The following is a 21,732-nucleotide window of genomic DNA, read 5'->3' on the forward strand; positions in this document are numbered from 1 at the left end:
GAAACTATCATGTTAGGTTTTCCGTGGTGCCTGGAAGCTCATCATACTGGTAGCCAGTTTCCATGGATCCGTCCGTACGGCAGAGCTGGCTTGGGCATTATGGTATGGCTTAATGTCATTGCCATTTTAATTCTGGCTAAACCGGCGCTTATTGTGTTAAAGGATTACGAAACGCAAAAGAAGGCGGGGGTGGTTCTGGTTTTCGATCCCAAAGCTTTAGGCATAAAAAACGCCTTCTTTTGGGAGCATGAATACACCGGAGACAAGGAAAACGTTTCATGAAGAGAAATGCCCTGAAATAAATTAATAAATATATGGAGATACATGAAAAACCAGCTTTAGGTATTTGAGAGCTGGTTTTTTATCATATTGCGATAACTAGGACAAAACTGAAATTGTGAACATAACTAGTGAGGCTTTAGTTTACTAGAAAGACTAAAAGGATGGAATATTATTGAGAAAATAATCATAGTATTTATGATTGTAATTATATAAGTGTGTGAGGGAGTTTGATTAAAGATGAAGCTGACAAAGGTCGATACAGTATATCAACTATCTTTCATGCCACGTGTATTTCCCGTAAACTGTTATTTCATAGAAGAAGAGGATAGCCTTACACTAGTAGATGCAGCTTTACCCTATAGCGGAAAAAGTATTTTGAAGGCGGCGCGGATTATTGGAAAACCGATAACAAGAATAATAGTTACTCATGCACATGATGATCATGTCGGTGCACTAGACGGGCTAAAAGCGTTAATGCCTGATGTGCAGGTGAGTATTTCTATCAGGGAAGCATCATTACTGGCTGGTGATTCCAGCCCCTTACAAAATGAAAATCCAATTCGCGGTGGAGTCCCCAAAAACATTCAAACTCAACCCGACTTACTGCTTAAAGAGGGCGACCGTATCGGTTCATTGGAAGTTATTTATTCACCTGGGCATACCCCTGGTTCGATATCGCTTCTTGATACCCGGAATCATAGTTTAATTGTCGGGGATGCCCTGCAGACAAGGGGTGGAACTGCAATTTCTGGAATCATTAAACCTTTATTTCCATTCCCGGCCTTTGCTACATGGGATAAACTCATTGCCCTTGAAAGTGCAAAGAAATTAAGAAGTCTTAATCCGCATTTGCTTGCTGTAGGTCATGGAAAGATGCTAGAACAACCTGGGAACTCCATGGACAAAGCAATAGTTGAAGCTGAATTAAAACTCCAACAATGAAAGAATGGGAAAGTGCCGGCATATTGAGGTGTTATTTCAAAAAGAGTGAGGAACACGGCTGATGGGTCTCCGTGCTCCTCACTCTTTAGCTGTTTGAATCTTTTAACCGTAAAAGCGAAATGCCTTAAGATTTTTGCTTTATAAGCTGTAAATCGATGTAGAGTTGTATTCTTGAGTGTAAGTCATCAAAATCGATTGAAGTAAGATCGGCTATTTGGTTCAATCTATATTTCAATGTGTTGGTATGAATGTATAGCTGCTCAGCTGTCGGTTTGATCCGGCAATTGTTCAACAGATATATTTCCAATGTTTGAAGGAGTTTCGTTTGGCTTTCCTGGTCCTTCTTTTGAAGAATCTGTAAATCCATATTGATATAATTCGTTTTAGTATGATGATGGGAGATCATTTCGAGGTAACGGAAAATCCCTAGCTTGCTATATTGGAAAGGAAGCTGTTCAGGTTTACCGATGAACTTCGCAGCATTGATCACTTCCAGGGCTTCGAGGTAGGATTTCCTTAATTGAAGAATCGAAGAATATTCATTTCCGATTCCCGGGAACACCCTTTGATCATTGAATTGGGAAAGAACCGTATTCGTTAAATCATTGGCGCTTTCAGAAAGGAGTTCTTTCCCTTTTCCGTTGCTGCCAATTAATACGATGATCTTCAATTGGTTTGTGAATACATGGGAAAAATGATTCAAAGCATTGGCGAATAGACTGACTGTATCCGTTAATTCATCGAAATGTTCCGCATCGGATTGAGCGATGGTAAAGACATTTACAAGGAAAGTTTCCGGAATGAGGAGATTCATATTGGCGGCTTCCCATTTTATTTGGTTTTCAGTTTGATATACTTCATCAATGACCTTTTGATAAAACTCATTTTTTTCTTCATCTTTTTTCATGTTTATCTGTTTTTTCTGATAAAGGAGCTTGCCGATATGATGGGAAACCTCATGCAAAAATTCCAAGTCGGAATCAGTCATCATTTCCGTCTCTTGAACCCATATGAATCCGAAGACTTGCCCTTTGTGTACCGCGCTTACAACGACTCTTTGATTTAAACCGATTTCCTCGATTTGTTTCACCCTAAAGGGATGCTGCACCGTTTTAAGCTGTTCGACAATGCCCTCATCCATGAATTTCTCCAAGATTGGAATCGGCCAATGCTTTGTGAAAATGGTTTGCCGATTGGCTTGGTCGAAGTGATCGATATAATATGAACTATATGACAGCAATAAAAATTGGTCATTTTCGATGACCACTGGTTTTTTTAAATAAGTGCTGACCATATCCGTTATATCGTTGATGTTTGTGAGAGTAAGGATTTTTTCTAATGACATATATGGCCCCCTGTTTTTTGAATTGGACGATAACTTAGTCTAATAATACTTATAAACGGATGATGTGTATAGGGGCAAGCACAAAGAAGGCACGGTATATGAAAAAAATTTCATATACCGTGCCTTTCAGGGGATTTATTATTGTTTTAATGTTCTTTCGAATTCGTCGAACTTTTCTTCTACTTCTCTAGATGGTTTCGCTGTAAGAAGACTGACCACGATGATGGCAATCAAGCTCGCGCCAAAACCAGGAATCATTTCATAAAGCGTATCGGATAATCCTGCCATGGACCAGAAAATTACAGTCCCGGCACCGACGATCATCCCTGCTAAAGCGCCCCATCTTGTCATCCGTTTCCAGCAGAGGCTTAGTATGACCAATGGACCGAATGAAGATCCGAATCCAGCCCATGCATAGCCGACAAGTCCAAGGATCGTGTCATTCTGTTCCCAAGAGAGAATGAGCGCTATGATGGATATGGTCAGTACGGAAAGTCTGCCCAGGAAAACAAGCTCTTTATCTGAAGCGGAACGACGGAAGAAAGTTTTGTACATATCCTCCGTTAAAGAGCTGGCCGTAACCAAAAGCTGCGAAGAAATCGTGCTCATGATGGCTGCCAGTATCGCTGAAATCAAGAAACCAGTGATAAGTGGGTGGAATAGTATTTCACCTAACTCTATGAAAATCGTTTCAGGATCATCTAACTTCAGGTTGTTCTGATGGAAATACGTGATACCGATGAATCCAGTCAGCATGGCACCGACACTGGAGAAAATCATCCAGCCCATCCCGATAGTACGGGCTTTTTTGATTTCCTTAATAGAGCTGATCGCCATAAAGCGGACAATGATATGCGGCTGGCCGAAGTAACCCAGTCCCCAAGCAAATAATGAGATGATTCCTAAAAAGCTCGTCCCCGTGAAAATATTCAATAGAGCTGGATCAATGGAACGTGGCGTATCTATGGAAGGACCGAAACCGCCAACATGGAAAAGGGTGACGATCGGTACAAGAACCAAGGCAACGACCATGATGATTCCTTGAACGAAGTCTGTCCAGCTTACTGCCAGGAATCCGCCGAATAAAGTATAGGCAACGGTGACGCCTGTTAAGATCCATAGGCCTGTATGGTAATCAAGGCCAAATGTACTTTGGAATAAGACTCCGCCGGATACCATTCCGGAAGAAACGTAAAAGGTGAAGAAAATTAGGATAACTAAAGCGGAAATGAGCCTTAGGATCCGTGAACCCTCGCCAAAACGATTTTCCAGGAAAGCGGGGATCGTAATGGAGTTATTGGCGACTTCCGTATAGGTTCTTAATCTTGGCGCAACATACAGCCAGTTCGCATAGGCGCCTAGCGTCAGGCCGATTACGATCCAGATGGAACTTAGTCCTGTTGCGAACATGGCACCAGGCATCCCCATCAAAAGCCAACCGCTCATATCCGCAGCGCCGGCGCTTAATGCAGTGACAGCAGGACCAAGGCCCCGGTCGCCCAACATATAATCACTCAAATTGGAAGTCCGTTTGTAAGCGAAGTAACCAATGAAAAGCATGCCAGCCATGTAAATGCTGATGGAAATTATTAATGCGTAATCCATAAAAGACTCCCTTCAGGTTGAAATATATATTTTTTTGTTTTAAAAGAGGAAGCAACCTATTTGTCACTTCCTCCATTTACCCTCATTTTGGTTTTGTATCGCAAAATGGAAGATACATAACCAAAACGAGTATTCAAACTGCTTGATAGAACATTATCAGAACGTTTCTGATGTTGTTTTAGCTTGCATATGAAGCTGCAAGTAGTCCGGTCCGCCTGCCTTGGAATCGGTTCCTGACATGTTGAACCCGCCGAATGGCTGATAACCTACGATTGCACCAGTACAGCCGCGGTTGAAATACAAGTTCCCCACATGGAATTCTTCACGTGCTTTTTCCATGTTAAGGCGATTTGTCGTAATGACAGCCCCAGTCAAACCGTATTCTGTGTTATTGGCAATTTCAAGAGCTTCGTTAAAGTCTTTGGCTTTTGTAAAGGCAACGACTGGTCCGAAGATTTCTTCTTGCATCAAACGGGCTTTCGGATCTACATCAGCGACGATTGTCGGTTGAACGAAGTAGCCTTTAGAGCTATCTCCTTCTCCTCCAGTCAGAATGCGTCCTTCTTGGTTCCCGATTTCAATATAGCTCATGATTTTGTCGAAAGCTGCTTGATCGATTACAGGACCCATGAAGTGGTTCTCTGTAGGATTACCGACAGTCAGTTGTTTAGTTAACTCGACAGCGCGATCCAAAACTTGATCATATACATCTTCTACAATGACAGCACGGGAGCAAGCAGAACATTTTTGTCCCGAGAAGCCAAATGCCGATTTCACGATCGATTGAGCTGCCAATTCCAGATCAGCCTCTTTGTCGACGACGATTGTATCTTTTCCGCCCATTTCAGCAATGACACGCTTTAGCCAAACTTGGCCTTCGTTCACTTCTGAAGCACGTTTGTAAATGCGCAGACCTACATCACGTGAACCGGTGAAGGAAATGAAACGTGTTTTTGGATGATCTACCAGGTAGTCGCCCACTTCGGCTCCGTTCCCTGGAACGAAATTCAATACTCCTGCTGGAAGGCCTGCTTCAAGCATCACTTCAACGAATTTCGCAGCGACAATAGGAGTGGTCGAAGCTGGTTTCAACAGGATTGTGTTACCAGTAACGATAGCTGCAACAGCTGTACCTGCCATGATGGCAAATGGGAAGTTCCAAGGAGAAATGATGATGCCGACTCCTAATGGAATGTAATCATAGCGGTTATATTCTCCCGGACGGCTTTGTACAGGCACACCATCTTTAAGCGTCAACATTTGACGGGCATAGAATTCAAGGAAATCGATTGCTTCAGCTGTATCGGCATCAGCTTCATTCCAAGGTTTTCCTGCCTCTTTTGTCAACAACGCAGAGAATTCATGCTTGCGTCTGCGAATGATGGCAGCCGCTTTGAATAAAACGTCAGCACGGATTTCCGGCTTCACTTTTTTCCAGCTTTCAAAAGCTAAAGACGCTTCCTGCATGGCTTTTTCAGCAAGATCCCTGTTCGCTTTCGATACTCGGCCGATGACCTCTTCCTTATCTGCAGGGTTATATGAAACGATTTTCTCATCAGTCGTCACTTTCTCTGCCCCGATATAAAGAGGGTAGTCTTGCCCTAAGTAGCCTTCAACAGTTTGAAGAGCTTCCTGATACGCTTTTTTGTTTTCCTCGTTTGTAAAATCAACAAATGGTTCGTGTTTATATGAAATCATTGATTACTCACACCTTTTTATAGATTTTTTGTAACAATTAGAATATTAAATGTATATTTAGCTTTTGACCATCCCTTTGAAGGCAAAGGCAATATTGGATGGCCTTTCTGCAAGCCTTCTCATGAAGTATCCATACCAATCCAGACCATATGGAACATAGACGCGCATTTTGTAACCTTGCTTGACCAACTCGTATTGTGTTTTGTTTCTCATGCCATAAAGCATTTGAAATTCGAATTGTGTATTTGGAATGTTGTGCCTCTTAGCCAACTCTTTTGTATACTCGATGATTTTGTCATCATGTGAGGCGATGGCCGTATAATTACCGTTAAGAAGACTTTGCTTAATCAACTTTTTATAGTTTTCATCTACATCATCCTTTTCGGGAAAAGCCACCTCTGGAGATTCCTTGTAGGCACCCTTTACGAGACGCAGGAATGGCTTATATTGGGCAAGGTCCTCCAAATCTTTCTCTGTGCGGAATAAATATGCTTGTAGAACAGTACTTATGCAGCTGTATTTTTCCTTGAACTGTCTAAAAATGTCGATTGTTGCCTGACAGCGAACTTCATCTTCCATGTCGATCGTGACCATGACTTTATGCTTTTCTGCTGTATCAAGAATTTTCGTCATGTTCTCTATGACCAGATTATGATCGATATCGAGTCCCAAAGAAGTCATCTTCAGAGAAACTTGTGAATCAAGTTTTTCCCTGCTGATCATTTCGATGGTTTCGATGCATTCTGCCGTCCTTTCCTGAGTCACTTCCTTAGAATCAACGAATTCCCCAAGATGGTCGACTGTAACCGACAAGCCACTATTATTAAGTTGTTTAATAAATTTAATGGAACTTTGGAAATCAGTTCCCCCAATGATCTTTCCAGCAGCAAAACTTCCTCCGCTTTTTTTAGCAATATTATTAAGCAGATTATTTTTAGATAAAAATAAGAAAAAGTCCCTTGTAATGGCTTCCATATAAAGCGCACCCCCTAAGAAGATGTATTTCAATAAATTAAGCTTACGATTATTCGACAATATTCACAATGTTTCAAAAAAACAATAATTATGCCTTCCGTTTGTCGGTTATGGACAAATGAAAAGGTTTACATTTTTTCTTTTATGATCGGAAAGAAACGAAGGTTTATATTTTAACTTAAAGAGAAACGCTAGAAATAAAGGCTTTATCAGGAAGCGATGATGTGAAGGTCATCAATAAATACGTTTAAAAGTGGCACCTCGACCATAATCATCCAATGCGTTATAATGAACCTAATTTAACGGAATGGGTGCAAAGTTCGAAGATAAAACGATTAATGAAGCTTTCAGAAGTAAAATGGGTGATAAACCGTAAAATAAGTCGCATCGGCAAGCCGGGGAGGATAAGGAATGGATGCTGTACTTGAAGAACTTAGAGAAACATCGGGTTTGATAATAGGATTAATAATGGCCCTGGTAATATTGGGGCTGATCGGTTATGCCCTTACGAATGTACATGATTCCATTGTGTCGCCTGTGGTTCAGTTCATAAAGAAAATGGTTAGGCGAAAATAGCTGAAGCGAAATAAATAACCCTTTGTCCCTAATCGATAACAAGCCCTTGATAATAGAAATCCCTGCAGGGTTTGTCTAAAAGGAACAAAAAAACTGCAAGAAATAAGCATATCATCCGAAAATGAAGAAAATCCCCGCTCCTAATGGAGGTGGGGGGTTTCAGACTGTAGACAAATTCGAATAATTTGCCTACAGTTTTTTTATTTAGTAAACGTTCCAGTTGATTTCAGAAATCCACTCCCTTTCCTCCGACTGGCTGCCAAGCCTCCTCACCACAAGCGCCTGGACAATCTCCCAACCGGTATGATCTTTGGTGTATGTAAGCTTGAAAATTGTTTGAAGGTAATTGAAAATAACGGGATGCAGGCAATGCTGGAAGATGGACAAGTGGAACAAGGCAATGATTTTTTTTAGGAGCCCCACAGTGGGAGAATACGCCTGGGAAGTAAAGGACATGCGGCTGTTCCAGTGAAAGGAAAGCTTGGACTAAGGGAGCATGGATAAGGAGAGTATCAACATTTAGCCCCGGCCATTACGCTGGGGGCTTTTTGTTTATAAGTCAAAGTAGTCATCTGCCTTTGCGCCAGCCTCTATACTTCGAACCGCCTTCATGATTTTCTTTAATACTCCGGCTGACGGCACATACTTGGGATCGCTGCAAACTCTGCTTATCGTATTGCGTGAGATTCCGGACGCGCTTACAAACTCCTCTTGTGAATATCCGTGCTTATCGATGAATTTGCCGACCTTACTTCGTGGCTTTCCCTTCCCGAATCTAAACATTTTGATAACCTCCTAGATTAATTTACTAGCAGTCTCGTCCAACTTTCACAAAAATATACGCATAGTTTCGCAAAAATTTGGTATTACGGACAAAGTAAGCAATTGGATGTATAAAATATATGTGTGAGGTTGCCAAGGTTTCTTATACTAACGGCAGAATAATGAAATATCCATTCACTATAGTAAATAAGGATTAACGAAAAATGTTATAATGCATAAGGTATCAGAATATTCAAAAATGCGTTGGCGGAAAAGGCAAACATAAATAAAAAAAGGGGATTTTTGTTTGAAGGTAACAATTGGCCTAGCTATGTATGGAAAGTGCGGGTGATGAAGAAGTGAATATGGTATTTCTTTATTACCATAAGTCGGTTACCTTATACTTTAAAGCAGTTGGAGATCAAAGGCTAACGGATAGAAATTTATGATTTATCTCTTAAAAAGGCAGCTATCCAAAAAAAATGTGAGGATCAATTAAGGCTCGATTGAAGGAAGGGGTATGGTTGAAGTGAATGTTGAATCTTTTTTTTCTGAAAACATTAAAGCGGCACTTAAGAATGATCCGCCCGGTGCATGGATGCCAGACCTGCCAGATGGTTGTATTCGCTTGAGTTCAGGCTATCCTGATCCTGCGCTCGTTCCTGCTGAGGAGCTCAAGGTAGCTGTAGCCGGACTTCTTGATGAGGAGCAGGATTTGCCGCTCCATTATATCGGAAGTCCAAGGATTGTAAGACTGAAGCAGCAAATCCAGAAAAGACTTGAAGATCGTGGAATTCGCGTTTTGGAAGAACAGCTTTTGATTACATCAGGTGCTTGCCAGGGGATTGATCTTATTGCCCGCATTCTCCTTGATGATAAAGCGGTCGTAGCTGTAGAATCTCCCACCTATATGGAGGCTTTAGAGATTTTTCAAAACTATACGAAGCAGATTATTAGTATACCTATAGATGAAAATGGACTCCAAACGTACCTATTAAAAGAAATGCTGGATGAAAGGAAACGTAAAGGTCTAACCCTCCCGCGTTTTCTATATACCATCCCAACCTTTCAAAATCCAACTGGGACGACTATGACAACTGAGCGGCGAAAGCATTTATTGGAACTTTCCATCGAGTTTGATTTCCTCATTCTAGAGGATGATGCATACGGAGAATTAGCCTTCGATGAAAATCCGGTGCCAATAAAATCTTTTGATACACTCGGACGAGTCCTCCACGTTGGTTCATTATCCAAAGTAGTGGCACCGGGAATGCGGATTGGATGGATAGCAGGAGAAAGTGAATTCATTAAGGCATTAGAGTGGTTTAAAAAAGATTTAGACCATCCATTTGCTCAAAGTACAATGGCTGTATACTTAGAAAACACGGATTTTGAGAAACGAATCGACCTTCTGAAAAATGTGTATCGTGCTAAATGTACTGCGTTAATCCATTCGTTGGAACAATTCCTTCCAGAATCCGTTTCCTGGTATGTACCAGATGGTGGTTACTTTGTATGGGTGAGAATTCCAGGTATGGATACGTCGCAATTATTATCACAGGCTCTAGCGGAGGGTGTTTCGTATGTTCCAGGGAAGTACTTTTTCTTGGATGAAAAGGATGGAACCGAGTTTCTCCGGCTCTCGTTCAGTTATGCTAATGAGGAAGAAATAATCGAGGGAACTAGAAGACTAGGACAGCTTATCGCATCTTTTTTTCATAAAATGTCCTGAAGGATTGTTAGTTTTAAATTTGAATGCGCCTACTTCCTTAAAGGGGGTAGGCTTTTTGTTATAAAAGGATTCTTTATCTCTTTCGCGATGATTATATCGACAAATTCTTTCAAATCTTAGCTGGGATATGCATGCAAAGAAGTGGCATCTGGGCAAATACATATTCACATGTTCTTCCAAACATGCAAGAAGAAGTGGCAAATTGTGACCGTTTTTATGGCCAAAATATGATCAGCGCGCGATGTTTTTCCGTTAAGACAAAGAAAAAAACCCTTGCTACACAAGGGTTTTTGGATATGGAGCATAGCGGGATCGAACCGCTGACCTCTACGCTGCCAGCGTAGCGCTCTCCCAGCTGAGCTAATGCCCCGAATTGAGGTACAATAATTATTTTATCGGATTTTGGGGAAAAGTCAATATAAAAAATGAGATTTTTGCAAAAATGATAAAAAAAACCGTTTGAGAGTAGTCAAACGGTTCTTTTATTATGAATTTTCGATTTCTACCCGTGCAATTTCCTTAAGATTGGAGACGGTGTAATACACTTCAGATGTTCTAACTTTATGATCGACCAAAACTTTAAGTGTCAAAAGGTGGTGGTCTTCTTCTACATCTTTGATTCTAAGGTTCTTGATGAATATCTTTTCCTCTTTGATTTTTTTCAATACGACGGCAATGTCATCTTTGTTTTTGACCACCAGCTGCAGAAAGATTTCTTTTTGCCGTAACTTCATCGGTCCGAGCCAGGTGACCATTGCTGGCACCAATTCGACACTGATGATCAATAGTATGACGCCGGCTATGGCCTCAAGAAAAAATCCTGCTCCTACGGCAATCCCGATTCCGGCCGCTCCCCAGATGATGGCGGCTGTCGTTAAACCGGATATGCTGTTGTTGCCCCGCCGGAGAATGACGCCTGCCCCGATAAAGCCGACGCCAGAAACAATCTGAGCGGCTAGACGCAAGGGGTCCATTGTTATATTTACGTCGTCACTTCCTGGGAACTTATAAGCGGACTCCATGGAAACGATCGTTAATAAACAGCTGACTATTGAAATGACCAGGCTTGTTTTTAATCCAACGGGTTTTCGTTTCATTTCTCGCTCAAGTCCGATAATTAGTCCTAGGAGAGCTGAAATCCCCAATTTGATAAGGATTTGCAGTTCCGATTGAGGGTCGAATGTCCATTCCATTTTGTTTCACCACTTCCGAATTATTATCGAAGAAAAAGATCGTCTGTTGCCATATACCCGTTTTTAAAAAAAGCTTACCCTATTAATTTTAACATAGTAGAATAGAGTTCAATGTTAAGTAATTCCCTTTGAAAGGAGGAGTTTGAAATGCAAATGCCAAAAGTGAATCCTTATGTTGCGTTGGCGATTGGTGTGGCATCCGTTTCATTTTCGGCCATCCTTGTTAAATTAGCGACTGCTCCATCGGGTGTTATAGCCTTTTACCGTTTATTATTTACTGTCCTTCTTATGCTGCCGGTTTTCTTGGTGAAATACCGCCATGAACTTAAATTCATTGGTAAAAAGGATTGGTTATATTCGATTGCTGCAGGAGTGTTCTTGGCTTTTCATTTTATTTTATGGTTTGAATCGCTTAATTACACGTCTGTTGCGAGTTCAACTGTACTTGTCACCCTCCAGCCTTTATTCGCTTTTGCCGGAGCCTATTTGTTTTTTAAAGAAAGTTTTTCAATGAAGGCAATATTGAGCGGCATCATTGCGATAGCAGGCAGCCTTGTCATTAGCTGGGGAGATTTGAGAATCAGCGGCATGGCGCTTTGGGGAGATATTCTTTCGCTAATCGCATGTGCGCTTGTAACCGGTTATTTACTATTTGGGCAAAATGTTCGAAAACGCATCTCTTCTATAACATATACATTTGTCGTGTATGCTATCAGTGCAGTCACTTTGTTTTTCTATGTGATCTTCAAGGGAGAGGCATTGGCACCATATCCTGCTGCCGATTGGATCTATTTTGTTTTGCTTGCCATTTTCCCGACATTATTAGGACATTCTTTATTCAATTGGTCATTAAAGTGGTTAAGCACTTCGACGCTTTCGATGGGAATCTTACTTGAACCGGTTGGAGCGACGGTTCTGGCTTACTTCATATTAGATGAACCGATACTATGGACGCAGGTCCTGGGAGGTACCATCATATTGGGCGGTTTGATGATGTTCCTGAAGGATGAAAAGAAAAGTAGGGTACGGGAAGAAACACAAGTCTCCGTATAAAAGCAGTAAGTCTCCTGACTTACTGCTTTTATTTAATAGGGATGAAACAAATAGGTGATTCGTGTGAAAATCATAGCGAAAGTAAAGCTGAATAAAAATGTCGTACCATTCACCTTGCCTTTTTCTCTGCTGAACCTGATGGCTTCATAAAAAGCAGTACTGAATAAGTAAAGGGCCATACTGTAAGAAATGAGTAATCCGATTAATGATAGATTCATTGCTTCACCTCATGGGAAAAGATATCTTTATAAGTCTATTTGTGTTTCTTTGGAAATATGCTTCGTTCATTCATGTACCATGCTATTGGTCAAGGAAGCAGGGGGGATGATAATGAAGGATATATAGAGGGAAAAAGAAAAAAACGTTTTTTTTGAAAAAAGTTTTAAAAAACATATTGCAAACATTTTTGGTACATGGTATATTATTTCTTGTCGCTAAGACAGCAACTTAAACAGCTAACAAGTTGTTGAAAAATATTTTTAAAAAAGTTGTTGACGAAACGTGACACAATGTGTTACATTATAGAAGTCGCTTCTGAGAGAAACGACAGAAATTGCTCTTTGAAAACTGAACAAAACAAAGCGTCAACGTTAAATTTTAAGTGAGCACACACTATCAAAAAAGCAAAATGAGCAAGTCAAACATTTCTTCGGAGAGTTTGATCCTGGCTCAGGACGAACGCTGGCGGCGTGCCTAATACATGCAAGTCGAGCGAATCGATGGGAGCTTGCTCCCTGAGATTAGCGGCGGACGGGTGAGTAACACGTGGGCAACCTGCCTATAAGACTGGGATAACTTCGGGAAACCGGAGCTAATACCGGATACGTTCTTTTCTCGCATGAGAGAAGATGGAAAGACGGTTTCGGCTGTCACTTATAGATGGGCCCGCGGCGCATTAGCTAGTTGGTGAGGTAATGGCTCACCAAGGCGACGATGCGTAGCCGACCTGAGAGGGTGATCGGCCACACTGGGACTGAGACACGGCCCAGACTCCTACGGGAGGCAGCAGTAGGGAATCTTCCGCAATGGACGAAAGTCTGACGGAGCAACGCCGCGTGAACGAAGAAGGCCTTCGGGTCGTAAAGTTCTGTTGTTAGGGAAGAACAAGTACCAGAGTAACTGCTGGTACCTTGACGGTACCTAACCAGAAAGCCACGGCTAACTACGTGCCAGCAGCCGCGGTAATACGTAGGTGGCAAGCGTTGTCCGGAATTATTGGGCGTAAAGCGCGCGCAGGTGGTTCCTTAAGTCTGATGTGAAAGCCCACGGCTCAACCGTGGAGGGTCATTGGAAACTGGGGAACTTGAGTGCAGAAGAGGAAAGTGGAATTCCAAGTGTAGCGGTGAAATGCGTAGAGATTTGGAGGAACACCAGTGGCGAAGGCGACTTTCTGGTCTGTAACTGACACTGAGGCGCGAAAGCGTGGGGAGCAAACAGGATTAGATACCCTGGTAGTCCACGCCGTAAACGATGAGTGCTAAGTGTTAGAGGGTTTCCGCCCTTTAGTGCTGCAGCTAACGCATTAAGCACTCCGCCTGGGGAGTACGGCCGCAAGGCTGAAACTCAAAGGAATTGACGGGGGCCCGCACAAGCGGTGGAGCATGTGGTTTAATTCGAAGCAACGCGAAGAACCTTACCAGGTCTTGACATCCTCTGACAACCCTAGAGATAGGGCTTTCCCCTTCGGGGGACAGAGTGACAGGTGGTGCATGGTTGTCGTCAGCTCGTGTCGTGAGATGTTGGGTTAAGTCCCGCAACGAGCGCAACCCTTGATCTTAGTTGCCAGCATTCAGTTGGGCACTCTAAGGTGACTGCCGGTGACAAACCGGAGGAAGGTGGGGATGACGTCAAATCATCATGCCCCTTATGACCTGGGCTACACACGTGCTACAATGGATGGTACAAAGGGCTGCAAACCTGCGAAGGTAAGCGAATCCCATAAAGCCATTCTCAGTTCGGATTGTAGGCTGCAACTCGCCTACATGAAGCCGGAATCGCTAGTAATCGCGGATCAGCATGCCGCGGTGAATACGTTCCCGGGCCTTGTACACACCGCCCGTCACACCACGAGAGTTTGTAACACCCGAAGTCGGTGAGGTAACCTTTATGGAGCCAGCCGCCTAAGGTGGGACAGATGATTGGGGTGAAGTCGTAACAAGGTAGCCGTATCGGAAGGTGCGGCTGGATCACCTCCTTTCTAAGGATAATTACGAGAGCGCTTTTGTTTTGTTCAGTTTTGAATGAGTAATTCATTCAAATAGGAAAGACAAGCATCACGATGTGATGGATTCTTTCTGCTTTGTTCCTTGAAAACTAGATAATAGATAGAAGGCAATTAATTTTTTTCAAAGCATCTGTAAGATCTTTTTAACGGTTAAGTTAGAAAGGGCGCACGGTGGATGCCTTGGCACTAGGAGCCGATGAAGGACGGGACTAACACCGATATGCTTCGGGGAGCTGTAAGTAAGCTTTGATCCGGAGATTTCCGAATGGGGAAACCCACTGTTCGTAATGGAACAGTATCTTTACCTGAATACATAGGGTACTGAAGGCAGACCCGGGGAACTGAAACATCTAAGTACCCGGAGGAAGAGAAAGCAAATGCGATTTCCTGAGTAGCGGCGAGCGAAACGGAATTAGCCCAAACCAAGAGGCTTGCCTCTTGGGGTTGTAGGACACTCAACATGGAGTTACAAAGGAACGGGGTAAATGAAGTGATCTGGAAAGGTCCGTCAAAGAAGGTAAAAACCCTGTAGTTGAAACTTCGTTCCCTCCTGAGTGGATCCTGAGTACGGCGGGACACGAGAAATCCCGTCGGAAGCAGGGAGGACCATCTCCCAAGGCTAAATACTCCCTAGTGACCGATAGTGAACCAGTACCGTGAGGGAAAGGTGAAAAGCACCCCGGAAGGGGAGTGAAATAGATCCTGAAACCGTGTGCCTACAAGTAGTCAAAGCCCGTTAATGGGTAATGGCGTGCCTTTTGTAGAATGAACCGGCGAGTTACGATTTCATGCGAGGTTAAGTTGATAAGACGGAGCCGCAGCGAAAGCGAGTCTGAATAGGGCGAATGAGTATGAGGTCGTAGACCCGAAACCAGGTGATCTACCCATGTCCAGGGTGAAGTTCAGGTAACACTGAATGGAGGCCCGAACCCACGCACGTTGAAAAGTGCGGGGATGAGGTGTGGGTAGCGGAGAAATTCCAATCGAACCTGGAGATAGCTGGTTCTCTCCGAAATAGCTTTAGGGCTAGCCTCAAGATGAGAGTATTGGAGGTAGAGCACTGATTGGACTAGGGGCCCCCAACGGGTTACCGAATTCAGTCAAACTCCGAATGCCAAATACTTATTCTTGGGAGTCAGACTGCGAGTGATAAGATCCGTAGTCGAAAGGGAAACAGCCCAGACCACCAGCTAAGGTCCCAAAGTATACGTTAAGTGGAAAAGGATGTGGAGTTGCTTAGACAACCAGGATGTTGGCTCAGAAGCAGCCACCATTTAAAGAGTGCGTAATAGCTCACTGGTCGAGTGACTCCGCGCCGAAAATGTACCGGGGCTAAACGTATCACCGAAGCTGTGGATTGACACCATTAGGTGTCGATGGTAGGAGAGCGTTCTAAGGGCGTTGAAGTCAGACCGGAAGGACTGGTGGAGCGCTTAGAAGTGAGAATGCCGGTATGAGTAGCGAAAGAAGGGTGAGAATCCCTTCCACCGAATGCCTAAGGTTTCCTGAGGAAGGCTCGTCCGCTCAGGGTTAGTCGGGACCTAAGCCGAGGCCGAAAGGCGTAGGCGATGGACAACAGGTTGATATTCCTGTACCACCTATACATCGTTTGAACGATGGGGGGACGCAGAAGGATAGGGTAAGCGCGCTGTTGGATATGCGCGTCCAAGCAGTTAGGCCGGAAACGAGGCAAATCCCGTTTCCATTAAGGCGGAGCTGTGATGGCGAGGGAAATATAGTACCGAAGTTCCTGATTCCACGCTGCCAAGAAAAGCCTCTAGTGAGATGTAAGGTGCCCGTACCGCAAACCGACACAGGTAGGCGAGGAGAGAATCCTAAGGTGTGCGAGAGAACTCTCGTTAAGGAACTCGGCAAAATGACCCCGTAACTTCGGGAGAAGGGGTGCTTTTTAGGGTGAATAGCCCGGAAAAGCCGCAGTGAATAGGCCCAGGCGACTGTTTAGCAAAAACACAGGTCTCTGCGAAGCCGCAAGGCGAAGTATAGGGGCTGACACCTGCCCGGTGCTGGAAGGTTAAGGGGAGAGGTTAGCGCAAGCGAAGCTTTGAACCGAAGCCCCAGTAAACGGCGGCCGTAACTATAACGGTCCTAAGGTAGCGAAATTCCTTGTCGGGTAAGTTCCGACCCGCACGAAAGGTGTAACGATCTGGGCACTGTCTCAACGAGAGACTCGGTGAAATTATAGTACCTGTGAAGATGCAGGTTACCCGCGACAGGACGGAAAGACCCCGTGGAGCTTTACTGCAGCCTGATATTGAATTTTGGTACAGCTTGTACAGGATAGGTAGGAGCCTGAGAAGCCGGAGCGCTAGCTTCGGTGGAGGCGTTGGTGGGATACTACCCTGGCTGTATTGAAATTCTAACCCGCGCCCCTTATCGGGGTGGGAGACAGTGTCAGGTGGGCAGTTTGACTGGGGCGGTCGCCTCCTAAAGAGTAACGGAGGCGCCCAAAGGTTCCCTCAGAATGGTTGGAAATCATTCGTAGAGTGTAAAGGCACAAGGGAGCTTGACTGCGAGACCTACAAGTCGAGCAGGGACGAAAGTCGGGCTTAGTGATCCGGTGGTTCCGCATGGAAGGGCCATCGCTCAACGGATAAAAGCTACCCCGGGGATAACAGGCTTATCTCCCCCAAGAGTCCACATCGACGGGGAGGTTTGGCACCTCGATGTCGGCTCATCGCATCCTGGGGCTGTAGTCGGTCCCAAGGGTTGGGCTGTTCGCCCATTAAAGCGGTACGCGAGCTGGGTTCAGAACGTCGTGAGACAGTTCGGTCCCTATCCGTCGCGGGCGCAGGAAATTTGAGAGGAGCTGTCCTTAGTACGAGAGGACCGGGATGGACGCACCGCTGGTGTACCAGTTGTCTTGCCAAAGGCATAGCTGGGTAGCTACGTGCGGACGGGATAAGTGCTGAAAGCATCTAAGCATGAAGCCCCCCTCAAGATGAGATTTCCCATGGCGCAAGCTAGTAAGATCCCTGAAAGATGATCAGGTTGATAGGTCAGAGGTGGAAGCGTGGCGACATGTGGAGCTGACTGATACTAATAGATCGAGGACTTAACCAACGCTTTAAAAAAATGAAATACCTTCTTATTATCTAGTTTTGAAGGAATGAAAATTTCTTCTTGCATTTTTTCGAAAAGACGTTATAATAATATATGTCTTAAAAAAATGTTAACAATGTTTGGTGACGATAGCGAAGAGGTCACACCCGTTCCCATTCCGAACACGGCAGTTAAGCTCTTCAGCGCCGATGGTAGTTGGGGGTTTCCCCCTGTGAGAGTAGGACGTCGCCAAGCAGGTTTTATATGGAGGATTAGCTCAGCTGGGAGAGCATCTGCCTTACAAGCAGAGGGTCGGCGGTTCGATCCCGTCATCCTCCACCATTTTACACCTGCCGGTGTAGCTCAACTGGTAGAGCAACTGACTTGTAATCAGTAGGTTGGGGGTTCAAGTCCTCTTGCCGGCACCATATTTTGAAATAGTACAAGCACGAGCCATTAGCTCAGTTGGTAGAGCATCTGACTTTTAATCAGAGGGTCGAAGGTTCGAATCCTTCATGGCTCACCATTTTATATGCGGGTGTGGCGGAATTGGCAGACGCACCAGACTTAGGATCTGGCGCCGCAAGGCGTGGGGGTTCAAGTCCCTTCACCCGCATCTTTCATGCGGAAGTAGTTCAGTGGTAGAATACAACCTTGCCAAGGTTGGGGTCGCGGGTTCGAATCCCGTCTTCCGCTCCACTTTTCGTATGTGCCGGGGTGGCGGAACTGGCAGACGCACAGGACTTAAAATCCTGCGGTAGGTGACTACCGTACCGGTTCGATTCCGGTCCTCGGCACCATCTTAATATGCGCCCGTAGCTCAATTGGATAGAGCATCTGACTACGAATCAGAAGGTTGTAGGTTCGACTCCCGCCGGGCGCACCATGTTTTTATTGCGGGAAGTAGCTCAGCTTGGTAGAGCACTTGGTTTGGGACCAAGGGGTCGCAGGTTCGAATCCTGTCTTCCCGACCACGTGATTTTTAATGAATGGGGCCTTAGCTCAGCTGGGAGAGCGCCTGCCTTGCACGCAGGAGGTCAGCGGTTCGATCCCGCTAGGCTCCACCATTTTTCAATCAGATACTTATATTATATTGGCGGTGTAGCTCAGCTGGCTAGAGCGTACGGTTCATACCCGTGAGGTCGGGGGTTCGATCCCCTCCGCCGCTACCAATAAATATAAGGACCTTTAGCTCAGCTGGTTAGAGCAGACGGCTCATAACCGTCCGGTCGTAGGTTCGAGTCCTACAAGGTCCACCATATGCATTTTTTAAAGCCGTGGAGGTATACCCAAGTTCGGCTGAAGGGATCGGTCTTGAAAACCGACAGGGGAGTCAAATCCCGCGGGGGTTCGAATCCCTCTACCTCCTCCATTTTTTTAAAAAGCAGCAAGTTGTTTTGAAACAACCTTACATAGAGGAAGCGAAAAAACAATATTCACGAAAACTTGATGCAAATCGTTTCATTATTACCGTCGCGGGGTGGAGCAGTCCGGTAGCTCGTCGGGCTCATAACCCGAAGGTCGCAGGTTCAAATCCTGTCCCCGCAATTATTAGGTCCCGTGGTGTAGCGGTTAACATGCCTGCCTGTCACGCAGGAGATCGCGGGTTCGATTCCCGTCGGGACCGCCATTTTTTAAATTTAATACAAATGTGGCTCAGTAGCTCAGTCGGTAGAGCAAAGGACTGAAAATCCTTGTGTCGGCGGTTCGATTCCGTCCTGAGCCACCATATCTTTCATATTACGGCGGTTGTGGCGAAGTGGTTAACGCACCTGATTGTGGTTCAGGCATTCGTGGGTTCGATTCCCATCAGTCGCCCCATTTCGCGGGTGTAGTTTAGTGGTAAAACCTCAGCCTTCCAAGCTGATGATGAGGGTTCGATTCCCTTCACCCGCTCCAAATATGGGCCTATAGCTCAGCTGGTTAGAGCGCACGCCTGATAAGCGTGAGGTCGATGGTTCGAGTCCATTTAGGCCCACCATATTCATATTGTTCCGCAGTAGCTCAGTGGTAGAGCATTCGGCTGTTAACCGAACGGTCGTAGGTTCGAGTCCTACCTGCGGAGCCATGGGGAAGTACTCAAGAGGCTGAAGAGGCGCCCCTGCTAAGGGTGTAGGTCGCGCGAGCGGCGCGAGGGTTCAAATCCCTCCTTCTCCGCCATTTGGCCCGTTGGTCAAGCGGTTAAGACACCGCCCTTTCACGGCGGTAACACGGGTTCGAATCCCGTACGGGTCATAACAAAAAAGGAAGCATACATTCATGTATGCTTCTTTTTTTCATTTCTTTTCATTGATATAAGTATCTTTTTGTTTATAAGGAATGTTTCCAAGCTGGGAATCGATATTTTCTTCATCTAATGTATCTTCATATTCCTTTTGCTTTTTGTTCGGTATATCCACCCTATTTTTTTCCTTCGATATCATTTGCTGCAAATCCTTCATAGTCTTCTGGAAATCCATCCGTTTCATCTTCGGTTTTATAAAGATCATTATAATTGTCATGATCGCCGGTGTAATCAGATGGCGTTTCGGATGTACCGAATTTGGCGACTTCACCAAAGCTATCCTCTTTATCCACTATTTCATTTCCATGACGATTTTCAAAATGATCACCCTTAGATGGAATCAATATATCCTCTTCCACTGGTCGGTCTTGTATAGTAGGCCGTTCTGGGGCATGCTCGACACAGTAAAGAGTGCTTGGGATCGCTTCAAGCCTATCGATGGGGATTTCTATATCACAGGTTTCACAATGGCCATACGTACCCTCATCTATGGCATTCAATGCTTCTTCGATTTTCTCCATTTCAGATTGTGCATGCTCATCCAATGCTTGGTTCCGTTCCATCTCGAATAATTCTGTTCCTAGGTCAGCAGGATGATTATCATAGGATGATAATTCCCCTACGGATTCAGTCTGGCTTTTATCCAGAACGGATTGTTCATCATTTTGAATCCTGTTTCCAAGCTCATCTTTTTCTTGAAGCAGTTCTTTTTTGAATTTTTGCATTTGCTGTTTGGTTGCCATATCCGTTTCACTCCTTCTAAAGTCCATATCTCATTTTATATTGGTAAGATGGTTGTATTATCTATTACCCGAATCGTAGTATAGGAAAACAAAATGGAACGGAAGATAGAAAAAAGGACTGAGCGGATGAGCTCAGTCCTTGGAGATCATATTAGATAGCTGATGAATAATCCAATGGCCATGAGTAAGCCAAAGAAGGTGTTCGTCTGGGCCGTGGCTTTCATTGCTGGCACCATGGTGATCGGCTGCGTTTTACCTACGAAGCCTTTGATTGCGGCCATGGCTTTAGGGATGCTTAGGAAGGCAAGGAGAATCCACGCTGTTACGTTTCCGGTAAGGACTAACCCAACCAGCCATAGATAAGAGAAGGCAAACATGATTGCCATGAATTTCAGGGCGTTTTTCCTGCCCATCACTACAGGCATGGTTTTGCGGCCATGTGCCTTATCCCCATCATGGTCACGGAGGTTATTGGATAAGTTGATCAACCCGACCAATATTCCACTTGGAATGGCAATTAAGATGGCTGTTGAGGAAACATGACCGGTTTGAATGAAAAAGGCGATCAGGATTATCAAAAAGCCCATGAACAATCCAGAAAAAAGTTCCCCGAATGGTGTATATGAAATGGGTAGGGGACCGCCTGTATAAAGATAGCCGACAAGCATGCAAACCAGTCCTACTGCAGCAAGCCACCAAGATGATGCGGCACAGATATAGATTCCGATTATGAGTGCGATGGCATACATGCCAAGGGCCAAGGTCATGATGAGTTTGGGGGTCATCCCATGACGGACGATTCCGCCACCGATGCCTACGGATTCCTCCGTATCCAAGCCTCGCTTGAAATCATAGTATTCATTGAATAAATTGGTTGCAGCTTGAATCAGGATACTTGCAATCATCATGGCAGCGAATAGTAACCAATTCACTCCATCATCCAAAAGTGCAATCATAGTTCCAAGTAAGACCGGGACAAAAGCTGCGGTTAGTGTATGTGGACGAATTAACTCCCACCAAATCTTCCAGGTCCGTTTAAGGGGAAGTCCGTCGTATTCTGTTTGCATTATTTCTCTCCTCAAACTCATTATTGGTTCTCTCGAAATTATAACAAATATTGAAATGTTGCACAAAAGGTTATCCTAATAAGGATAGGAAAATTAGGTAAGGGTGTCAATTGATTTCGTGGACGATTCTCTTCCAAAATAAAGGATATTTCTCTTCATTCGCTAAGATTCATATAATAAGGAAAAAAGCA

15 protein-coding genes, 22 tRNA genes, 3 rRNA genes and 1 pseudogene are annotated in these 21,732 nt (G+C 44.5%); 29 read left to right on the forward strand and 12 right to left on the reverse strand.

Features of this window, described 5'->3' with window-relative positions; genetic code table 11:
* Positions 1–34 precede the first annotated feature (34 nt).
* Positions 35–282, forward strand: a pseudogene (locus QUF94_RS03435) (alanine:cation symporter family protein); the annotation flags it as partial.
* A gap of 237 nt (positions 283–519) precedes the next feature.
* Positions 520–1,224 carry an MBL fold metallo-hydrolase gene (locus tag QUF94_RS03440; protein ID WP_289314621.1) on the forward strand — a complete coding sequence of 235 codons (705 nt, stop codon included), beginning with the start codon at positions 520–522 and terminating at the stop codon, positions 1,222–1,224.
* A 124-nt stretch (positions 1,225–1,348) separates the two neighbouring features.
* Here QUF94_RS03440 and QUF94_RS03445 read toward each other — a convergent pair whose 3' ends face one another.
* The 4 genes from QUF94_RS03445 to QUF94_RS03460 all read right to left on the reverse strand — a co-directional run bounded on the left by QUF94_RS03445 (position 1,349) and on the right by QUF94_RS03460 (position 6,847).
* Positions 1,349–2,569, reverse strand: coding sequence for a PucR family transcriptional regulator (locus tag QUF94_RS03445; protein ID WP_289314622.1), 1,221 nt, complete (start codon positions 2,567–2,569; stop codon positions 1,349–1,351).
* A 138-nt stretch (positions 2,570–2,707) separates the two neighbouring features.
* A complete protein-coding gene (putP, locus tag QUF94_RS03450) occupies positions 2,708–4,174 on the reverse strand; it encodes a sodium/proline symporter PutP (protein ID WP_289314623.1) in 1,467 nt (488 codons plus the stop codon).
* A gap of 156 nt (positions 4,175–4,330) precedes the next feature.
* On the reverse strand, positions 4,331–5,872 hold the full coding sequence (gene pruA, locus QUF94_RS03455) for an L-glutamate gamma-semialdehyde dehydrogenase (protein ID WP_289314624.1): 1,542 nt from the start codon (positions 5,870–5,872) through the stop codon (positions 4,331–4,333).
* Between the two features lie 57 nt (positions 5,873–5,929).
* The gene (locus QUF94_RS03460; RefSeq protein ID WP_289314625.1) at positions 5,930–6,847 is read right to left on the reverse strand and encodes a proline dehydrogenase family protein; all 918 of its coding nucleotides are present in this window, start codon (positions 6,845–6,847) and stop codon (positions 5,930–5,932) included.
* 411 nt (positions 6,848–7,258) lie between these two features.
* Between QUF94_RS03460 and QUF94_RS03465 the strand changes: the two genes are divergently transcribed.
* Complete coding sequence (locus QUF94_RS03465; RefSeq protein WP_289314626.1) at positions 7,259–7,423, forward strand: hypothetical protein; 165 nt, start codon at positions 7,259–7,261, stop codon at positions 7,421–7,423.
* Positions 7,424–7,627: 204 nt separating this feature from the next.
* Here the strand turns inward: QUF94_RS03465 and QUF94_RS03470 are convergent, their stop codons facing one another.
* The gene (locus QUF94_RS03470) at positions 7,628–7,846 is read right to left on the reverse strand and encodes a hypothetical protein (RefSeq protein ID WP_289314627.1); all 219 of its coding nucleotides are present in this window, start codon (positions 7,844–7,846) and stop codon (positions 7,628–7,630) included.
* A 129-nt stretch (positions 7,847–7,975) separates the two neighbouring features.
* Positions 7,976–8,206 (reverse strand): helix-turn-helix domain-containing protein, encoded by a 231-nt coding sequence (locus QUF94_RS03475; protein ID WP_289314628.1) that lies wholly within the window; start codon positions 8,204–8,206, stop codon positions 7,976–7,978.
* A gap of 508 nt (positions 8,207–8,714) precedes the next feature.
* Between QUF94_RS03475 and QUF94_RS03480 the strand changes: the two genes are divergently transcribed.
* A complete protein-coding gene (locus tag QUF94_RS03480; protein WP_289314629.1) occupies positions 8,715–9,917 on the forward strand; it encodes an aminotransferase-like domain-containing protein in 1,203 nt (400 codons plus the stop codon).
* 297 nt (positions 9,918–10,214) lie between these two features.
* Here QUF94_RS03480 and QUF94_RS03485 read toward each other — a convergent pair.
* Together QUF94_RS03485 and QUF94_RS03490 are read right to left on the reverse strand one after the other, a co-directional pair.
* Positions 10,215–10,287, reverse strand: a tRNA-Ala gene (locus QUF94_RS03485).
* Between the two features lie 115 nt (positions 10,288–10,402).
* The gene (locus tag QUF94_RS03490; protein ID WP_289314630.1) at positions 10,403–11,110 is read right to left on the reverse strand and encodes an MgtC/SapB family protein; all 708 of its coding nucleotides are present in this window, start codon (positions 11,108–11,110) and stop codon (positions 10,403–10,405) included.
* A 147-nt stretch (positions 11,111–11,257) separates the two neighbouring features.
* Here QUF94_RS03490 and QUF94_RS03495 point away from each other — a divergent pair, with 147 nt between their 5' ends.
* A complete protein-coding gene (locus tag QUF94_RS03495) occupies positions 11,258–12,163 on the forward strand; it encodes a DMT family transporter (RefSeq protein WP_289314631.1) in 906 nt (301 codons plus the stop codon).
* A 32-nt stretch (positions 12,164–12,195) separates the two neighbouring features.
* On the opposite strand, the gene QUF94_RS03500 is transcribed toward QUF94_RS03495, so the two are convergent.
* Positions 12,196–12,381: a hypothetical protein gene (locus tag QUF94_RS03500; protein WP_289314632.1), complete on the reverse strand. Its 186-nt coding sequence runs from the start codon at positions 12,379–12,381 to the stop codon at positions 12,196–12,198.
* A 428-nt stretch (positions 12,382–12,809) separates the two neighbouring features.
* On the opposite strand from QUF94_RS03500, the gene QUF94_RS03505 reads away from it, so the two are divergent.
* The 24 genes from QUF94_RS03505 to QUF94_RS03620 all read left to right on the forward strand — a co-directional run bounded on the left by QUF94_RS03505 (position 12,810) and on the right by QUF94_RS03620 (position 19,682).
* Positions 12,810–14,360: ribosomal RNA gene (locus tag QUF94_RS03505) — 16S ribosomal RNA — on the forward strand.
* Positions 14,361–14,535: 175 nt separating this feature from the next.
* A 23S ribosomal RNA gene (locus QUF94_RS03510) occupies positions 14,536–17,468 on the forward strand.
* A gap of 118 nt (positions 17,469–17,586) precedes the next feature.
* A 5S ribosomal RNA gene (rrf, locus tag QUF94_RS03515) occupies positions 17,587–17,702 on the forward strand.
* The 16S, 23S and 5S rRNA genes sit together here with 21 tRNA genes alongside, the layout of an rRNA operon.
* 11 nt (positions 17,703–17,713) lie before the next feature.
* A tRNA-Val gene (locus tag QUF94_RS03520) sits at positions 17,714–17,789 on the forward strand.
* 10 nt (positions 17,790–17,799) lie between these two features.
* Positions 17,800–17,875 (forward strand) — tRNA-Thr (locus QUF94_RS03525).
* A 22-nt stretch (positions 17,876–17,897) separates the two neighbouring features.
* Positions 17,898–17,973: transfer RNA gene (locus QUF94_RS03530), tRNA-Lys, on the forward strand.
* A gap of 8 nt (positions 17,974–17,981) precedes the next feature.
* A tRNA-Leu gene (locus tag QUF94_RS03535) sits at positions 17,982–18,063 on the forward strand.
* Between the two features lie 8 nt (positions 18,064–18,071).
* Positions 18,072–18,146, forward strand: a tRNA-Gly gene (locus tag QUF94_RS03540).
* Positions 18,147–18,158: 12 nt separating this feature from the next.
* Positions 18,159–18,247 (forward strand) — tRNA-Leu (locus QUF94_RS03545).
* Positions 18,248–18,256: 9 nt separating this feature from the next.
* Positions 18,257–18,333 (forward strand) — tRNA-Arg (locus QUF94_RS03550).
* Between the two features lie 11 nt (positions 18,334–18,344).
* Positions 18,345–18,421, forward strand: a tRNA-Pro gene (locus QUF94_RS03555).
* A gap of 17 nt (positions 18,422–18,438) precedes the next feature.
* A tRNA-Ala gene (locus QUF94_RS03560) sits at positions 18,439–18,514 on the forward strand.
* Positions 18,515–18,542: 28 nt separating this feature from the next.
* Positions 18,543–18,619: transfer RNA gene (locus tag QUF94_RS03565), tRNA-Met, on the forward strand.
* Positions 18,620–18,629: 10 nt separating this feature from the next.
* A tRNA-Ile gene (locus QUF94_RS03570) sits at positions 18,630–18,706 on the forward strand.
* Between the two features lie 20 nt (positions 18,707–18,726).
* Positions 18,727–18,819 (forward strand) — tRNA-Ser (locus QUF94_RS03575).
* Between the two features lie 102 nt (positions 18,820–18,921).
* Positions 18,922–18,995: transfer RNA gene (locus tag QUF94_RS03580), tRNA-Met, on the forward strand.
* Between the two features lie 6 nt (positions 18,996–19,001).
* Positions 19,002–19,077: transfer RNA gene (locus QUF94_RS03585), tRNA-Asp, on the forward strand.
* A gap of 23 nt (positions 19,078–19,100) precedes the next feature.
* Positions 19,101–19,176: transfer RNA gene (locus QUF94_RS03590), tRNA-Phe, on the forward strand.
* A 16-nt stretch (positions 19,177–19,192) separates the two neighbouring features.
* Positions 19,193–19,268: transfer RNA gene (locus tag QUF94_RS03595), tRNA-His, on the forward strand.
* Positions 19,269–19,272: 4 nt separating this feature from the next.
* Positions 19,273–19,346: transfer RNA gene (locus QUF94_RS03600), tRNA-Gly, on the forward strand.
* Positions 19,347–19,351: 5 nt separating this feature from the next.
* Positions 19,352–19,428, forward strand: a tRNA-Ile gene (locus QUF94_RS03605).
* 12 nt (positions 19,429–19,440) lie between these two features.
* Positions 19,441–19,515: transfer RNA gene (locus tag QUF94_RS03610), tRNA-Asn, on the forward strand.
* 1 nt (position 19,516) lies between these two features.
* Positions 19,517–19,607: transfer RNA gene (locus QUF94_RS03615), tRNA-Ser, on the forward strand.
* Between the two features lie 3 nt (positions 19,608–19,610).
* Positions 19,611–19,682, forward strand: a tRNA-Glu gene (locus QUF94_RS03620).
* A 41-nt stretch (positions 19,683–19,723) separates the two neighbouring features.
* Here the strand turns inward: QUF94_RS03620 and QUF94_RS03625 are convergent.
* From QUF94_RS03625 to QUF94_RS03635, 3 genes are all read right to left on the reverse strand, one after another.
* Positions 19,724–19,846: a hypothetical protein gene (locus QUF94_RS03625; RefSeq protein ID WP_289314633.1), complete on the reverse strand. Its 123-nt coding sequence runs from the start codon at positions 19,844–19,846 to the stop codon at positions 19,724–19,726.
* A 1-nt stretch (position 19,847) separates the two neighbouring features.
* On the reverse strand, positions 19,848–20,474 hold the full coding sequence (locus QUF94_RS03630) for a TraR/DksA C4-type zinc finger protein (protein WP_289314634.1): 627 nt from the start codon (positions 20,472–20,474) through the stop codon (positions 19,848–19,850).
* A gap of 146 nt (positions 20,475–20,620) precedes the next feature.
* A complete protein-coding gene (locus QUF94_RS03635) occupies positions 20,621–21,541 on the reverse strand; it encodes a 1,4-dihydroxy-2-naphthoate polyprenyltransferase (protein ID WP_289314635.1) in 921 nt (306 codons plus the stop codon).
* Positions 21,542–21,732 lie beyond the last annotated feature (191 nt).

This window comes from Peribacillus sp. NJ4 (assembly GCF_030348345.1).
GTDB lineage: Bacteria > Bacillota > Bacilli > Bacillales > DSM-1321 > Peribacillus.

Bases quoted from the DNA above. Each gene is read 5' to 3' on its own strand.
- QUF94_RS03460 (WP_289314625.1), bottom strand. From the start codon at position 6,847: ATGGAAGCCATTACAAGGGACTTTTTCTTATTTTTATCTAAAAATAAT.
- QUF94_RS03490 (WP_289314630.1), bottom strand. From the start codon at position 11,110: ATGGAATGGACATTCGACCCTCAATCGGAACTGCAAATCCTTATCAAA.
- QUF94_RS03475 (WP_289314628.1), bottom strand. From the start codon at position 8,206: ATGTTTAGATTCGGGAAGGGAAAGCCACGAAGTAAGGTCGGCAAATTC.
- pruA (WP_289314624.1), bottom strand. From the start codon at position 5,872: ATGATTTCATATAAACACGAACCATTTGTTGATTTTACAAACGAGGAA.
- QUF94_RS03500 (WP_289314632.1), bottom strand. From the start codon at position 12,381: ATGAATCTATCATTAATCGGATTACTCATTTCTTACAGTATGGCCCTT.
- QUF94_RS03635 (WP_289314635.1), bottom strand. From the start codon at position 21,541: ATGCAAACAGAATACGACGGACTTCCCCTTAAACGGACCTGGAAGATT.
- QUF94_RS03495 (WP_289314631.1), top strand. From the start codon at position 11,258: ATGCAAATGCCAAAAGTGAATCCTTATGTTGCGTTGGCGATTGGTGTG.
- QUF94_RS03465 (WP_289314626.1), top strand. From the start codon at position 7,259: ATGGATGCTGTACTTGAAGAACTTAGAGAAACATCGGGTTTGATAATA.
- QUF94_RS03440 (WP_289314621.1), top strand. From the start codon at position 520: ATGAAGCTGACAAAGGTCGATACAGTATATCAACTATCTTTCATGCCA.
- QUF94_RS03630 (WP_289314634.1), bottom strand. From the start codon at position 20,474: ATGGCAACCAAACAGCAAATGCAAAAATTCAAAAAAGAACTGCTTCAA.
- QUF94_RS03445 (WP_289314622.1), bottom strand. From the start codon at position 2,569: ATGTCATTAGAAAAAATCCTTACTCTCACAAACATCAACGATATAACG.
- putP (WP_289314623.1), bottom strand. From the start codon at position 4,174: ATGGATTACGCATTAATAATTTCCATCAGCATTTACATGGCTGGCATG.